The organism is Streptomyces sp. B1I3, from assembly GCF_030816615.1.
Lineage (GTDB): Bacteria > Actinomycetota > Actinomycetes > Streptomycetales > Streptomycetaceae > Streptomyces.
Map to the genome: position 1 here is coordinate 3,207,580 of NZ_JAUSYD010000001.1, position 15,187 is coordinate 3,222,766.

Here is a 15,187-nt window from a genome sequence, read left to right on the forward strand (position 1 = left end):
CGTTCACCACATGCCGGACCGCCTCCGCACCGCCTTTGGCCACCCGCTGCCCGAGCGGGCATCCACGCTGATGCGGGAACGCCGGCCCTCGTCGCCGGACTCCTCGTCGCCGGGCTCATCGTCGCCGGGCTCCTCGGGCTCGGGGGCCCCGGACTCCTCCTCGGACGGCGCCCCCTCCAGGGACTCCTCCTCGGACGGCGCCCCCTCCAGGGACTCCTCCTCCGCGCCCTCGGACGACAATCCGTTCGCCGCGCCGCCCGAGGACCGGCCCGACCGGCCCTGGCAGCCCCGCCACCCCTCCCCGGGGCCGGGGAACCACGGCGGCGACGGCGGCAGTGGTGACGACGGTGACGGCCCGTCCGACGGCCGTCCGGTCTGGGGCAGCCGGTGGAGCGACCAGCAGCCGGGCCGGCAGGACGGCGGCTTCGGCAGCCGTCCCGGCAACACCGGCGGTGCGGGCGGCCAGGGCGGCCCCGAGGGCAAGCCCGGAGGGCTTCGCTGGGACCCGGCCGACCCCGCCCAACGGCGTGCGCGCTACGCACTGCTGGGTGGCATGTGGGCGTTCTTCTTCGCCCTCTTCGACTTCCCGGAGATCGCCCTGCTCCTCGGCGCCCTCGCCGTGTACTGGTCGATCAGCGCCTTGCGGGCGGGTCCGCACAGCACTCCCGCCCCCGTCTCCGGGAGCACCGGAATTCCGGATGGCGCGAGTGGCGACGCACCGGACCGTGCCCCCGCGCCGGTGCCGCCCGCTGCCGCGCCCGGCACCCCCCGGAGCGGCGGCCGGCAGCAGACCACGGCGGCCGTGAGCGGCCTGGTGACCGCGCTGCTCGCGCTGGCGATCGTCGCCACGGGCTACACGGTCCAGCTGGTCTACCGGGACTACTACACCTGCGTGAACGACGCCCTCACCAAGACCGGCGCCCTGGCCTGCAACGACCGGCTGCCGGATCCGCTCGAGCCCTTCTTCGGCGTGAAGAAGTAACGCGGCGGTCCTCGCCGATCAGTCCTCCCGGCCCGGTTCCACATGCCCTTGCGCATCGGGAACCGGGCCGTTCCGTGTGTCCCCCTGAGGAGCGGTATCGACCTCGGAAGCGGGAGGCGCGGGCACCGGGGTGCCGGGCGCCGGGGTGCCGGGCACCGGCGCCTGGGCTGCGGCTGGAGCGGTGGGCGGGACCGGTGCGGGAGCGGGAGTGGGAGCGGCAGCGGGGACGTGGCCGGGGACCGGCGGGAAGTCCGCCATGAGTCCTCCGGAGCCCTTCTTCAGCGAGGCCCACCGCGCGGTCCTCGCACCGTCCTCGTGCCAGGGGTCGGCCGAGAGGAATTCGTACGGATCCGCGTCCCCGTCCCACTCCTCCGGCTCCCTGCCCGCCTTGCGTGCGCGCCTCCGCGCCGCCCTGCGCTCCCACCACGACCCGGCTCCCGGCAGGGCTTCCGGCCGGGACTCTCCCTCGCCCTCCTCCTTCGTCTCCGCCTCCGCCCGCGGCTCCTCCTCGGCTTCCGGTCGCCCCTCGCTCCAAGGCTTCGGCGCTCCCGGCTGCCCGTGCGCCCGCTCCCTCTCCTCCGGGCGCGGCTTCTCCTCCGCCTCGGTCCGCACCGTGTCGCGCCGCCACTGCCACCCGTGCACCCGGAGTCTCCAGGACCTGAGCAGCAGCGCAGCGGGTACACCGATCACGGCCGTCCACGCCACCGCCGCCGGACCCACGAGCCACCACACCGGGCCGAACTCCGCCAGCGCCCCCGTACCCAGCGGGCCGCCCGACGCCGCCGCCAGCACCGCCGCACCCACCCCGCATCCCACGGCGGCGAGCCCCGCCGCCACGGCCGTGCCTCCCGGTTCCCACGCCTCCTCACGCACCCCGGGGACGGGAGCCGCTGCCCGGGCCGTGAACCGGGCGACGACCAGGCCCGCGACGACGGGCACCGCGACGGCCACCCAGTTCGCCCCCGTACCCGGGCCCTGGGACGGCACGGCGGCGAGCAGCGGGAAGTCGGGGAGCGCGGGGTGCCCGGTGACGGCGAGGGGGGTGGCCGTGGACGTCGTGCCCAGGGCGAAGCCGGGCCCGAGGCCGTAGGCGGCGCCCCACGTCGCCGCGTTCGGCACGAGGGCCAGGGCGAGCAGGAGCACCGAGACCCGGCCGGCCCAGTTGCCCGACAGCGCCATGAACGACGCATGCGCCGCCCCCGCGTGCCACGCCAGTGCGACCGCGGCCAGCAGCGCCCCGGTGCCCAGCAAGGCCAGGACGCCGGCGGCCGACGACCGCAGGACCGCGTCGGCCCCGGCCCGGCAACGCGAGCGGGCCGCCGCCTCCTGCAGACGCAGCGGCGCCCAGGCGAGCAGCGGGCCGAGGGGGCGCCCTCGCGCCGTCCACATCCCCGCCGCGGCCGCACCGGTCACCACGGCGGTGAGCGGGAAGGCGAGCGAGGCCCGCTCGGCGGGCAGCCCACCGCCCTGCGCGTACGCCGCCGCCACCAGCGCCACCAGCAGGTATCCGGCGCTGACCGCACAGAACGCACCGACCGCCGAGTGCCGTGCCGCAGGCTGCTCGTCGGCCTCCCCGGAGTCCCGGGCCGCCCGGTGCAGCAGCCACATCGGCAGAATCGCGAGCAGCAACGGGACGGTCCCCACAGGCGCCGGGTGCCCGCTGAGGGTGTCGGCTCTGACGAGTTCCGCGCCGTGGGCGAGAAGCCAGAGTCCGGTCGCCACCCGAAGGGCCCCGTCCGGGCCGCTGTCGGGGTACGGGGAGATGATCCACAGCACCACGACGAGGACCGCCAGCGAGCCGAGTCCGAGCCCCGCAGCCACCGCTCCGCGCACGAAAGCGGAGGCCAGCGCGGCTGACCTGCTCCGCTCGGCCTGCAACATCGGGCTGCGTTCGGTCACTTGGGTCACCGGGTCATGGTCCCAACGACACGCGCTTATTTCGTGTAACGGGCGATCGGCCGCTGTGTCGCCCAATATATGTTTATGTACTTTTTCACCCAGTGCAGTGTCATGAGGGGCCCGGAATGACCCGGAGCACCCCCGGCCCGGCCCCGGCCTCCAGGGACCTGTTGCCCTCCCCCAAGGAACGTCGTCGGCTGCGCGAGGCCCGCGCCCTGAGCGAGGAGCAGATCGCGGCCGCCCTGGGCGTCACCCCCGCGACCGTGCGCGCCTGGGAGAAGGGGCGCACCAGCCCGCGGGGGCGCCGACGCGTCGCGTACGCCCGGCTGATCGGCTCCGCCGAGGCGCCGGCGGCGGTGCGGGACGAGCCGCCCACCGAGGTCGAAGTCCCAGGGGGCACCACGTCGTCCCGGACCGAGGCCTCCGGGAGCATCACGCCGCCTCCGACCGAGGGCGAAGCCCCCGGGAGCACCACGACGTCCCCGACCGAGCCCGGCACCGGCATCGGCACGGGCACCGGGCCCTCCACCCGGCAGGCCGTGTCCGCCGGAGCCACCGGGCCCCCGGAATCGGGTGGGCGCGCCGCTCCTGACGTGCCCCCTGACGTACGGACACCGGCGCCCCCCACGGCCGAAGAGGCGTTCGACGCCCTGTACACCCGGACCGCCCCGGGCCTCGCCCGCCAGACGTACGTGCTGACCGGGCGCCGGGCTCTCTCCCGGGAGGCCGTCGAGCACGCCTTCCAGCTCGCCTGGCAGCGCTGGCCCGAGGTCGCCAGGGACCGCGACCCCGCGGGGTGGGTGCGGGCGGCGGCGTACGAGTACGCGACGTCACCCTGGCACCGTCTGCGCCGCGCGCACCGCCGCCCCGACGCACTCCCCGAGGACCCGGGCCGGCGGGCGCTGCTGGAGGCACTGCTCGCCATGCCGCCCGCGCACCGCCGCACGCTGCTGCTCTACGACGGCGTGGGGCTGGACCTGCCGGAGACGGCTGCGGAGACGGAGGCGAGCACCCCCGCCGCGGCCAACCGGCTGATGCGCGCGCGGGCCGCCGTCACCGAGCGGCTGCCCGAACTGGCGGGCCGCTCCTCGCCCGGCGCACAGTCCGCGCTGCTCCATCAGCGGCTCGGTGCGCTCGCCCTCGGTGAACACGTGCCGGCGCCACCCTCGGCCCGTACCGTGCGTACGGGCGGCGAACGCAAGGCCGAGCTCTGGACCCGGGCGGCAGTGTGCTTCGGTGTGCTGCTCGTCGGCGCGACGAGCTTCACCCTGCACACGGCTCCCACGCGCTACGAGCAGCCGATCGCCCCGGCCGAACGGGTCGCGGGCGTGCCCGTGCTGAGCGGCCCTCAGAGACTGGCGCCGCAGGACCTGAAGCTGCAGGAGAAGCTCCGCGGCGAACTCGTGCACGGCCCGGAACGCCTGGTGCCGGGCATCCCCTGACGGCAGTCCGGCGGGCGGTCCCCTGCCCGCCGCCGTTCGCCCGGCACGCGCAACGGCGCGGGTCCGCACCCCGTCGATGGGGGTGCGGACCCGCGCCGTTGCTGCGGTGACACGGTGCCGGGCGGACGGGCCGCCGCGGCGCGCGGTCAGCCGCCGAGGATCTCGCGCGCCAGCTTGGCGGTCTCGGTCGGCGTCTTGCCGACCTTCACGCCGGCGGCCTCGAGGGCCTCCTTCTTGGCGGCGGCGGTGCCGGAGGAACCGGAGACGATGGCGCCCGCGTGGCCCATGGTCTTGCCCTCGGGGGCGGTGAAGCCCGCGACGTAACCGACGACCGGCTTGGTGACGTTCTTCGCGATGTAGTCGGCCGCGCGCTCCTCGGCGTCGCCGCCGATCTCGCCGATCATCACGATGAGGTCGGTGTCGGGGTCCGCCTCGAACGCCGCGAGGGCGTCGATGTGCGTGGTGCCGATGACCGGGTCGCCACCGATGCCGACGGCGGACGAGAAGCCGATGTCACGGAGCTCGTACATCATCTGGTAGGTCAGCGTGCCGGACTTGGACACGAGACCGATGCGGCCGGGCTTGGTGATGTCGCCCGGGATGATGCCGGCGTTCGACTGGCCGGGGGTGATCAGACCGGGGCAGTTCGGGCCGATGATCCGGGTCTTGTTGCCCTTCGAACCGGCGTACGCCCAGAAGGCGGCCGAGTCGTGGACGGCGATGCCCTCGGTGATCACGACGGCGAGCGGGATCTCGGCGTCGATCGCCTCGACGACGGCGGCCTTCGCGAAGGCCGGCGGCACGAAGAGGACCGACACGTCGGCGCCCGTCTTCTCCATCGCTTCCTTGACGGAGCCGAATACGGGTACCTCGGTGCCGTCGAAGTCGACGGACGTGCCCGCCTTGCGCGGGTTCACGCCACCGACGATGTTGGTGCCGTCGGCCAGCATGAGCTTGGTGTGCTTCATGCCCGTGGCGCCGGTCATCCCCTGGACGATGACCTTGCTGTCCTTGGTGAGGAAGATAGCCATGGTGTTGGAGTCCCTCGTCCCTTACTTCGCAGCCGCGGCGAGCTCGGCGGCCTTGTCGGCCGCGCCGTCCATGGTGTCCACACGCTGCACGAGCGGGTGGTTGGCGTCGGAGAGGATCTTGCGACCCAGCTCCGCGTTGTTGCCGTCGAGGCGCACGACCAGCGGCTTGGTGACGTCCTCACCCTTGGACTTGAGCAGCTCCAGGGCCTGGACGATGCCGTTGGCGACCTCGTCGCAGGCGGTGATGCCACCGAAGACGTTGACGAAGACGGACTTGACGTCCGGGTCGCCGAGGATGATCTCCAGGCCGTTCGCCATGACCTCTGCGGAGGCGCCGCCACCGATGTCCAGGAAGTTGGCGGGCTTCACGTTGCCGTGGTTCTCACCGGCGTACGCGACGACGTCCAGGGTCGACATGACCAGACCGGCACCGTTACCGATGATGCCGACCTCGCCCTCGAGCTTGACGTAGTTGAGGTTCTTGGCCTTGGCGGCCGCCTCGAGGGGGTTGGCCGCGGCCTTGTCCTCGAGCGCCTCGTGGCCGGGCTGACGGAAGTCGGCGTTCTCGTCGAGAGACACCTTGCCGTCCAGCGCCAGGATGCGGCCGTCCTTGGTCTTCACCAGCGGGTTGACCTCGACGAGGAGCGCGTCCTCGGCGACGAAGGTGTCCCACAGGGTCACCATGGCCTCGGCGACACCCTCGGCCACCTCGGCCGGGAACTTCGCCTGGGCCACGATCTCGCGGGCCTTCTCGATGTCCACGCCGTCGACAGCGTTGACCGGGACCTTCGCGAGGGCCTCGGGGGTCTTCTCCGCGACCTCCTCGATGTCCATGCCGCCCTGCACCGACGCCATGGCGAGGAAGGTGCGGTTGGTGCGGTCCAGGAGGTACGAGACGTAGTACTCCGCCTCGATCTCCGGGGAGAGCTCGGCGATCATCACCTTGTGGACCGTGTGGCCCTTGATGTCCATGCCGAGGATGTCGGTCGCGCGAGCGACCGCCTCATCCGGGTCTGCCGCCAGCTTCACGCCACCGGCCTTGCCTCGGCCACCGACCTTCACCTGCGCCTTGACGACTGACTTGCCGCCCAGCCGCTCGGTCGCCTCGCGGGCTGCCTCAGGCGTGTCGATCACTTCACCGGCCAGCACCGGTACACCGTGCTTGGCGAAGAGGTCCCTCGCCTGGTACTCGAACAGGTCCACGCGCGTCCGTCCCTTTTAGTGGTCTCGCGGTTCGTTCTTCTGCGTGGGCGTGCCGCGAGGGCAACGTGACTGCGCGGTCACAGGGGAGGCGCACACGGTGACCCGGTACGCGGCATGTCCATCCGGCAGGTTATCCCCGCGCTCCTCCGGACCCTAAATTGCAGATCACACCTGAGCGGTGATAACGGTCACAGACCACGCCGGTGGCCGGGGCGCGGAGGACGGAACGGCACGGCGGTGTCCCGTTTCCGGTGTCCCCTTTCCGGCGGCCGGTCTCCGGTGTCCCGCTTCCGGCGGCCCGCTTCCGGCGGCCGGTCTCCGGTGTCCCGCTTCCGGCGGCCCGTTTCCGGCAGCCGGTCTCCGTACCGCCGGGCGGTCCCGGCGAGGCACCGCCGGGGCCGCCCGTTCTCATCGGCCGGGCTCCGGTATCGGCAGGGGCCGTTTCTCGAGCGCCGCCGCCATGACCGCCGGAAACAGATCCGGCGTACAGGCGAAGGCCGGCGCGCCGAGCGCTCCCAGCGCCGCGGCGTGCTCCCGGTCGTAGGAGGGCGCGCCCTCGTCCGAGAGGGCGAGCAGGGTCACGAACTGCACACCGGACGCCGTCATCGCGGCGGCGCGCCGGAGCATCTCGTCCCGGATACCACCCTCGTAGAGATCGCTGATGAGCACGACGACGGTGTCCGCCGGGCGGGTGATCTTCGACTGGCAGTAGGCGAGGGCACGGTTGATGTCCGTACCGCCGCCGAGCTGCGTGCCGAACAGCACGTCGACCGGGTCGTCGAGCCGGTCGGTGAGATCGGCCACGGCCGTGTCGAACACCACGAGCCTGGTCGCCAGGGTGCGCATGGACGCGAGCACCGCTCCGAAGACGGAGGCGTACACGACCGAGGGGGCCATGGATGCCGACTGGTCGATGCAGAGGATGACGTCCTTCTTCACGGACCGGCCGGCTCGCCCGTACCCGACGAGGCGCTCGGGGACGACCGTGTGAGCTCCGTCCCCTCCGGGAAGGGGCAGGTAGTTCCTGAGGTTGGCCCGGATCGTGCGGTCCCAGTCGATGTCCCGGTGGCGCGGCCTGGCCGCGCGGACGGAGCGGTCCAGGGCACCGGTGACCGTCGCCCTGGTCCGGGCGGCCAGGCGGCTCTCCAGATCATCGACGACCTTGCGCACGACGGCCCGGGCGGTTTCCCTCGTCGTCTCGGGCATGGCCTTGCTGAGCGAGAGCAGTGTGCCGACCAGGTGGACGTCCGGTTCCAGCGCCTCCAGCATCTCCGGTTCCAGCAGCAGCGCGGACAGCCCGAGACGGTCGATGGCGTCCCGCTGCATGACCTGGACGACGGAGCCGGGGAAGTACGTACGGATGTCCCCGAGCCAGCGGGCGACGGACGGGGCGGACGCGCCGAGCCCGGCCGAACGCTCGGCCCCTCCGCGGCCACCCGGTTTCTTCCCGCCGCCGTAGAGGTCGGTCAGCGCGCCGTCCATCGCGACGTCGCGGCCGGTGAGTGTGTACCCCGTGCTCTCGGCGCCGTCCGCGCCGAGCACCATGCGCCAGCGCCGCAGCCGCTCGTCCTCGGACGCGACCGCTGCCCTCTCCTTCTCCTCCCCCGGCCGTTCCCCGATGCCTGTCCTGCCGGTCGTCATCGGCCCATCCCCCGTGTCCGTCCTGCCGGTGGTCATCGCGCACCTGTCCGATCCGCTCCGGTGCCGCTCCCGAGCAGCAGCCGGAGCACGGGCACCACGGCGGCCGCCCGCTCCTCGTCGAGTCCGGCGCCGAAGCCCGGTGCCGCCGCCTCCACCTCGCCCCGCGCCCGGTCCGGGTCCCGGCCGCGCCGGACGAGTTCGCCCAAGGCGCGCCGCGTGCCCGGCTCGTAGGCGGAGAACGTGCGGCGCAGAAGAGGCAGTACGTCGGTGAACGTCCCGGCCGGTACCCCGGTCAGCCAGGCGTCGACGAGTCCCAGGAGCCGCTCGTCGTGGACGAGCAGCATGCCGCCGCCGGCCGCCCCGCCGAAGAAGCCCTCGATCCACGCCGCCGCCTCGGCCGGCGGTGTGCCCGGTGAGAGGGCCAGTCCCATCAGCCGCGCCGCGCCGTCGCCGGCGAGCCGTCCCTCGTCCAGGAGCAGGCGCGTGGCGCGGCCCCGGATCACGCCCGCGACCGTGTCCCTGGCCGCCAGCGTGCCCAGGACTCCGGCCCAGCGCTCGCGCAGCCCGTCCGCCGGTACGGCGCCGGCCAGCAGCCCCACCGCCGTGTGCACGCCGTCCACCTGCCGGTGCACCTCCGCCGCGGCGTCCGCGTCGAGACCGGCGCAGGCGGACGGCAGACCCACGCAGACGCGGTCGGCGAGGCCGACGGCCACCTCTCCCAGGGCCGCCGTGCCGGTGGAGCGCACGTCCCCGTACCGCAGGGAGCGGGCCAGAGCGGGCAGCGCGTCGGCGAGGTGGCCCACGTCCGTGTCGAGGGCCGCGCGGTCGGCGAGGGCCTTCATCACGACGGGCAGCGCATCGGACAGCCCGGCCAGGAGACACCGCTCGGCGAGCGCCGTGACCTCGGCGAGGGAGGCCGCCGCCACGGCGTCCGCCGCACTCCGGGCGGTCGCCGCGGAGAGCACGGTGGTGCCCCACACCCCGGCTTCCGCGATGCGTACGGACAGCTCCGGCTGCCAGCGCAGCCGCCAGGTCTCCCGGAACGTACCCGTGCTGCCCCTGCCCGCCGCGGGTTCGCCCCAGCCGATGTCCAGGAGCCGCAGCCGGTGCAGCAGCCTGCTGCGGGCCGCGTCGGTGTCCTTGCGCAGGTCGAGCTCCAACTCGCGCTCCTGCGCGTCGGGTCTGAGCCTCAGGGTGCGCTGCTGTCCGGTCAGGTCGCGCTGCAGTGGGACGGCGGGGGCGGTGTCCGGCACCTCGCCGAGGGTCTCGCCCACGACGAGCCGGTCCCGGACGAGGTGGAGCGGTACGTCGGAGCCCTCGCACATGACGGCCCGGACCGCGTCGGTGGTCTCGGCCAGCCCGGCGGCCGGGCGGCCCCTCAGTGCGGCCAGCGTGCCGGCGAGCCGCACGGCCTCGATGACGTGGGCGGAGGAGACGAACCGGTCCTCGTCCCGCAGCAGCCCGGCGACTTTCGTCATCCAGCGCTCGACGGTCCGGTCGGGCGCGGCGAAGAGGTGGCCGTACCACCCGGGTGATTCGATCCCGGCGCCGTAGCCGCTGTGCCGGGCGAGCCGGCGGTGCGTCCACGGGACCCACGTCAGCTCCGTCCTGACCTTGGGCATTCCCTTGAGGAGGGCCTTGTCGGCGGCGACCGTCGTGCGCGCGGCCAGCGCGGGAACGTGCCAGGCGCCACAGACCACGGCGACGTCGTCCCCGTACTCCTTGCGGGCGGAGCGCAGGCGGAGGCGCATGCAGGCCTCCCTGACGGCGTCCCGGGGGTGCCCACCGTCGCCGTACGCCTCACGCAGGGCCGTCATGGCCTCGGCGAGCGCGGCGAACGGGGCCCACGGGCCGGCCGGGGAACCGTCGGCCGACCGGTGCTCGACCACGTCCTCCCACCAGCGCTCGGGGTCGTCGTAGCCGGCGGTTCGGGCGAGGATCCCGATGGGGTCGATGCCCCGGTCGTCCTCCGGGGCGCCCTCCCCCCGCTCCGTCATGGCCAGGGAGTGGGCGGCCGGCAGGTCGATGAAGCGCACCGGTGTGCCGTGCGCCAAGGCCCAGCGGATCGCCACCCACTCGGGGGAGAACTCGGCCATCGGCCAGAACGCGGCGTGACCCGGGTCGTCCACCGCGTGGGCGAGGAGCGCGACCGGCGGACGCATCCCCTCGTCGGCGGCGAGCGCCAGCAGCGCGTCGCCCTCGGGCGGTCCCTCGACGAGCACGGCACGCGGCCGTACGGATTCGAGGACGGCAAGGACCGCGCGCGCTGATCCCGGCCCGTGGTGACGCACCCCGAGCAGCAGCGGTCCCTCGGGCGCCCGCCCCGGGCCCGGCGCGGGGGGCGTCACGCGGACGCCTCACGGCAGGCGCGGTAGAAGTCCTTCCAGCCGTCGCGCTCCCGGACCACCGTCTCCACGTACTCCTGCCAGACCACGCGGTCGGCCGAGGGGTCACGGACGACCGCGCCGAGGACACCGGCCGCCACATCGCCGGGCCGCAGGACGCCGTCGCCGAAGTGGGCCGCGAGCGCGAGGCCGCCGGTGACGACGGAGATGGCCTCGGCCGTGGACAGCGTCCCGGAGGGGGACTTGAGCCTGGTGCGGCCGTCCGTGGTGACCCCGTCGCGCAGTTCGCGGAAGACGGTGACGACCCGTCTGATCTCGGTGATGCCGTCGGGAGCCGGAGGCAGGTCGAGCGCACGCCCTATCTGGTCGACACGCCGGGACACGATGTCCACCTCGGCCTCGGGTGTCGCCGGCAGGGGCAGCACGACGGTGTTGAACCGGCGGCGCAGGGCGCTGGAGAGCTCGTTGACCCCGCGGTCGCGGTCGTTGGCCGTAGCGATGAGGTTGAAGCCGCGGACCGCCTGGACCTCCTGTCCCAGCTCGGGGATGGGAAGCGTCTTCTCGGACAGGATCGTGATGAGCGCGTCCTGCACGTCGGCGGGGATGCGGGTGAGCTCCTCGATCCGGGCGGTCATGCCCTCGGCCATGGCCCGCATGACCGGACTCGGCACCAGTGCCTCGCGACTGGGGCCGTGGGCCAGCAGTTGCGCGTAGTTCCAGCCGTGGCGGACGGCCTCCTCGGGGGTGCCGGCGGTCCCCTGGACGAGCAGGGTCGAGTCCCCGCTGACCGCGGCGGCGAGGTGCTCGGACACCCACGTCTTGGCGGTGCCCGGCACGCCCAGGAGCAGCAGCGCCCGGTCGGTCGCGAGCGTGCTGACGGCGACCTCCACGAGGCGGCGCGGGCCTACGTACTTGGGTGTGATCAGCGTGCCGTCCGCGAGCGTGCCGCCGAGCAGATAGGTGGCTACGGCCCACGGCGAGAGCTTCCAGCGGGCGGGCCTCGGCCGGTCGTCCGCGGCGGCGAGGGCCGTGAGTTCGTCGGCGAAGGCGTGCTCGGCGTGCGGCCTCAGGGCCTCGCCCCCGGCAGGTGCGGTGTCCGCGAACGCGGTCATGGATCCCCCTCCAGATCGTCGACCCGATGTGGTCCCACCGTGCACCACGGCACTGACAATCGGCCCCGAAGGCGTCCCAGGTGGGTGGTGCCGGTCATGTGCTTCATCTGGTCTCCCCGCGTGACGGCCGCGTGCGCTCGACCGCGGGCAAGCGAGCGGGCCCGCCGCGGTCAGGAGTTGGAGAACGGGAAGAAGCACAGGTCGGAGCCGGTTGTCAGTGGGGCGCCCTACCGTCGTACCCATGCTGCTATCTCACGGGGGAGAAACGCCGCGCACCGCCGGGTCCGTGGTGCGCTGGACGGTGGGGCAGGTCCTGGCGCTGGCCCCTGACGCGGCGTCACGCTCGGCGGGGAGCGGGCTAGGCGTGCCGCGCCGGTGGTCGGACGCGGGCTGCGGCGATTCGGGCATGGTGTGGGGCGTGTGCGCGGGAGGCGGCGGCACGCCCTACCGCACGGTGATCGACACGAAGGCGCCCGCGTACCGGTGCGGCTGCCCCAGCCGGCAGCTCCCGTGCGAGCACGCGCTGGGGCTGCTGCTCCTCTGGGCCTCCGGCGACCCGGCGGTGGCCTCGGGCGACGCCCCCCACTGGGCCGCGGAGTCACCGGCGGCCGGCCGCGCCCCGGAACCGGCACGGCCGGACGCCCCCGCCGCCGGCCCCGCGGACCCCCAGGCCGCCAGGCGGCGCGCGGAACGGCGCGCCGAGCGGATCACCGGGGGCGCGCTGGAGCTGGAACAGCGCCTCGCCGACCTGCTGCGCGGCGGCCTCGCGACGGCCGGCGGACCGGGGCGCACGCTGTGGGAGGAGACCGCGGCCAGGATGGTGGACGCACAGGCACCCGGACTCGCGGGCCGGGTGCGCGAGTTGGGTGCGATCCCGGACTCCGGCGCGGGCTGGCCGGTGCGGCTGCTCGAGGAGTGCGCGCTGCTGCATCTGCTGGACTCGGCGTGGCTCCGGCTCGACCGGCTGCCGGAGCCACTGGCGGCGACGGTCCGCACCCGGGTCGGGCTGACGGCCCCCGCCCGGGGTCCGGCGATCCGCGACCGGTGGCAGGTCCTCGCGCAGTACGACACCCCGGACGGCAAGATCGTCACCCGCCGCAGCTGGCTGTACGGCGAGGTGTCGGGCCGCACGGCCCTGCTGCTCTCCTTCGGGGCGGCGGGGCGCTCCCCCGGCCATGACCTGCCGGTGGGGGCGACGGTCGACGCCGAGGTGACGGCGTATCCGGGCGGCGGCCGGCTCAGGGCCGACCTCGGACGGCAGTTCGGCACGCCCTCCGTGACGGCGGCCCCGCCTCCGGGCGGCACGACGGCCGATGCCGTCGCCGCGTACGGGCGCGCCCTGCGGGACGATCCCTGGCTGGGCTCCTGGCCGGCCATCCTGCGCGAGGTCGTACCCGTGCCGGCCGGGGACGGCTGGCAGCTGGCCGGCGCGACGGACGGGGAAGCCCTGCCGGTCGCCCCCTGGGCACTGTCCCGGCCGGGTCTGTGGAAGCTCGTCGCCCTCTCCGGAGGCCGTCCGGTGACGGTGTTCGGCACCTGCGGGCACCAAGGCTTCGATCCTCTCGCGGCCTGGTGCCGGGAGTCGTCCGACGGCATCGTCGCGGGCGCACCCGTGGCGCTCCGCTGACGCGGCCCCGAGCCCCGGCCCGCACGTGCCGACCGCATTCCCCGACCCGTGATCCGACTCTTTCCCGACGACCGGAGGGAACCGATGCCCGACACCGCCCCCGTCTCCCGTTCCTGCACGCCCGCCGAGCCCGACAGCCCTGTGCGCACTCCGTGGGAAGAGCTGGTCACGTCGGCACTGCTCGGCACGGACCGGCGCCCGCCGAGGAGGGACGGCGACCCGGCGGACGGGCCGACGGCGCTGCTGGACGCCGCGGCTCTCCACACCGTGCGGCGCCGGGCCGCACTGCGGCCGGCCACCGCGGCCGCCGCACCTCCGGCGGCTCCCGCCGATCCCCGGCCGCCGCTCCCCGCCGCCGCCCGTCGCCGGCTCGCCCAACTCCTCGCCGACCGTTCCGCTCCTCCCGTCGGCGGACGGCGGGGGACGGCTCCCGATCTCACCGAGCTCATCCCCCAGTGGCTCGCCACCGCCGGTGCCCACGGCTTCCGAGCGCCGGCCGAGCTGCTGCCCGCACTGCTGGACGCCGCCAGAGCACGCACCGACCTGCGCCCGCAGGCACTGGCGTTCGCCGGGCCGCGCGGGCTCTGGCTGGCCGGCCTGAACCCGGACTGGAGGTTCGCGCTGCGCGCCTCGGCCGGCGGTGCGCGGCGGCCCGGTACCGATGACCCGGAGGCGGTGCGCCGGCTCTGGGAGGAGGGGCTCTTCGCGGAACGGGTCGCGCTGCTCGGAGCCGTACGGGCGCGGGATCCCGGTGCCGCGCGGGCGCTGCTCGCCTCCACATGGCCCACCGAGCGGGCCGAGGACCGGCTGATGTTCCTCGATTCCCTGCGGGCCGGCCTGACCGGTGACGACGAGGCGTTCCTGGAGGAGGCCCTCTCGGACCGCAGCCGTAATGTCCGCGCCACGGCTGCCGAACTGCTGTCCGCGCTGCCGGGCTCGGCGCTCGCCGGGCGGATGGCGGACCGCGCCACCTCCTGTGTGAGCCCCGACCGCACGGGGCCCGCCGTCTCCGTCGCCGTGGAGGCACCGCACGAGTGCGATGCCGCCATGCAGCGCGACGGCGTGGTCCCGGTTCCGCCGTCGGGGCGGGGCGAACGGTCGTGGTGGCTGGGTCAGCTGGTGGAGGCCACCCCCCTGGGCGCCTGGCGGGAGCGGTTCGGCGGCCGTACGGCTCAGGAGGTCGTCGCCCTGCCCGTCGCCGACGACTGGGGCGGCGAGCTCCATGCCGCCTGGTGCCGCGCGGCGGTACGCCAGCGGGATCCCGACTGGGCGCGCGCGCTGCTCGGCGCCCCCTCCACGCCCCCGGCGAGCGGCCCCGGGACGGTGTCCCTCGCGGAGCGGGCGCAGCTCCTCGCCGTGCTGCCTCCTGCCGAGCGGGCTGTGTGGGTGGCCGGCTTCATAGCGGCGCACGGGCTGTCCGAGGCGTTTCAGCTGCTGGGTGTCTGCCCCGTGCCCTGGGCGGGGCCGCTCGGCCGCTCGGTGGTGGACGCGCTGGACATCGCGCGGGACGCGGGGAGCTACCCGTGGAGTTTCAGCGGCGTGATGGGCCTCGCCGAGCGCTGTCTGAACCCTGCCGAGGCGGACCGGCTCGAGGTGCTCACCACCACGCCGGACGAGCCGGAAGGCGCGTCGCCCGGGGCGGGCGGCTACTGGTCGGAGGCGTTCCAGCGGCTGGTCTCCACGTTGCGCCTCCGCGCGGCCATGGACGCGGAACTGACCCCGGAGCCGGACGGGGAGCCGACCGAGCCGGACGGGGAGCCGGCCCCGGAGCCGACCGAGCCGGAGGCGTAGCCGGCCCCGGACGCGGCGCGGGGTGGAGACGTAGCCGACCACGGACTCGGCGCGGGCCGTACCTCCGCAGCCGGCCACTGCTCAGGAGGCGCGTACGGACCCCGAGCCGGCCAC

General features: G+C 74.7%; 10 protein-coding genes. 4 read left to right on the forward strand and 6 right to left on the reverse strand.

Translation table 11 applies throughout. The features are described from left to right. The first annotated feature begins 10 nt into the window (after window positions 1-10). Complete coding sequence (locus QFZ58_RS14550; RefSeq protein ID WP_307125361.1) at window positions 11-982, forward strand: hypothetical protein; 972 nt, start codon at window positions 11-13, stop codon at window positions 980-982. Window positions 983-1,000: 18 nt separating this feature from the next. Here QFZ58_RS14550 and QFZ58_RS14555 read toward each other — a convergent pair whose 3' ends face one another. Further along, complete coding sequence (locus tag QFZ58_RS14555) at window positions 1,001-2,863, reverse strand: DUF6350 family protein (RefSeq protein WP_307128867.1); 1,863 nt, start codon at window positions 2,861-2,863, stop codon at window positions 1,001-1,003. Window positions 2,864-3,006: 143 nt separating this feature from the next. On the opposite strand from QFZ58_RS14555, the gene QFZ58_RS14560 reads away from it, so the two are divergent. Continuing rightward, complete coding sequence (locus tag QFZ58_RS14560; RefSeq protein WP_307125362.1) at window positions 3,007-4,323, forward strand: sigma factor-like helix-turn-helix DNA-binding protein; 1,317 nt, start codon at window positions 3,007-3,009, stop codon at window positions 4,321-4,323. Between the two features lie 146 nt (window positions 4,324-4,469). On the opposite strand, the gene sucD is transcribed toward QFZ58_RS14560, so the two are convergent. The 5 genes from sucD to QFZ58_RS14585 all read right to left on the reverse strand — a co-directional run bounded on the left by sucD (window position 4,470) and on the right by QFZ58_RS14585 (window position 11,655). Then, on the reverse strand, window positions 4,470-5,354 hold the full coding sequence (gene sucD, locus QFZ58_RS14565) for a succinate--CoA ligase subunit alpha (protein ID WP_307125363.1): 885 nt from the start codon (window positions 5,352-5,354) through the stop codon (window positions 4,470-4,472). A gap of 21 nt (window positions 5,355-5,375) precedes the next feature. Next, window positions 5,376-6,557 carry an ADP-forming succinate--CoA ligase subunit beta gene (gene sucC, locus QFZ58_RS14570; RefSeq protein ID WP_307125364.1) on the reverse strand — a complete coding sequence of 394 codons (1,182 nt, stop codon included), beginning with the start codon at window positions 6,555-6,557 and terminating at the stop codon, window positions 5,376-5,378. A gap of 408 nt (window positions 6,558-6,965) precedes the next feature. Then, window positions 6,966-8,102: a VWA domain-containing protein gene (locus QFZ58_RS14575; RefSeq protein ID WP_307128868.1), complete on the reverse strand. Its 1,137-nt coding sequence runs from the start codon at window positions 8,100-8,102 to the stop codon at window positions 6,966-6,968. 128 nt (window positions 8,103-8,230) lie between these two features. After that, the gene (locus QFZ58_RS14580) at window positions 8,231-10,546 is read right to left on the reverse strand and encodes a DUF5682 family protein (RefSeq protein WP_307125365.1); all 2,316 of its coding nucleotides are present in this window, start codon (window positions 10,544-10,546) and stop codon (window positions 8,231-8,233) included. Beyond that, on the reverse strand, window positions 10,543-11,655 hold the full coding sequence (locus QFZ58_RS14585) for an AAA family ATPase (RefSeq protein ID WP_307125366.1): 1,113 nt from the start codon (window positions 11,653-11,655) through the stop codon (window positions 10,543-10,545). Before QFZ58_RS14585 ends, QFZ58_RS14580 begins: the two co-directional genes overlap by 4 nt. A 241-nt stretch (window positions 11,656-11,896) precedes the next feature. On the opposite strand from QFZ58_RS14585, the gene QFZ58_RS14590 reads away from it, so the two are divergent. Beyond that, window positions 11,897-13,282 carry an SWIM zinc finger family protein gene (locus QFZ58_RS14590; protein ID WP_307125367.1) on the forward strand — a complete coding sequence of 462 codons (1,386 nt, stop codon included), beginning with the start codon at window positions 11,897-11,899 and terminating at the stop codon, window positions 13,280-13,282. An 84-nt stretch (window positions 13,283-13,366) separates the two neighbouring features. Continuing rightward, window positions 13,367-15,073: a DUF5691 domain-containing protein gene (locus QFZ58_RS14595; protein WP_307125368.1), complete on the forward strand. Its 1,707-nt coding sequence runs from the start codon at window positions 13,367-13,369 to the stop codon at window positions 15,071-15,073. Window positions 15,074-15,187 lie beyond the last annotated feature (114 nt).

Excerpts from the sequence above, each read along its gene's own strand:
- QFZ58_RS14550 (WP_307125361.1), top strand. The coding sequence starts at position 11 with ATGCCGGACCGCCTCCGCACCGCCTTTGGCCACCCGCTGCCCGAGCGG.
- QFZ58_RS14555 (WP_307128867.1), bottom strand. The coding sequence starts at position 2,863 with ATGTTGCAGGCCGAGCGGAGCAGGTCAGCCGCGCTGGCCTCCGCTTTC.
- QFZ58_RS14560 (WP_307125362.1), top strand. The coding sequence starts at position 3,007 with ATGACCCGGAGCACCCCCGGCCCGGCCCCGGCCTCCAGGGACCTGTTG.
- sucD (WP_307125363.1), bottom strand. The coding sequence starts at position 5,354 with ATGGCTATCTTCCTCACCAAGGACAGCAAGGTCATCGTCCAGGGGATG.
- QFZ58_RS14575 (WP_307128868.1), bottom strand. The coding sequence starts at position 8,102 with ATGGTGCTCGGCGCGGACGGCGCCGAGAGCACGGGGTACACACTCACC.
- QFZ58_RS14585 (WP_307125366.1), bottom strand. The coding sequence starts at position 11,655 with ATGACCGCGTTCGCGGACACCGCACCTGCCGGGGGCGAGGCCCTGAGG.
- QFZ58_RS14590 (WP_307125367.1), top strand. The coding sequence starts at position 11,897 with ATGCTGCTATCTCACGGGGGAGAAACGCCGCGCACCGCCGGGTCCGTG.
- QFZ58_RS14595 (WP_307125368.1), top strand. The coding sequence starts at position 13,367 with ATGCCCGACACCGCCCCCGTCTCCCGTTCCTGCACGCCCGCCGAGCCC.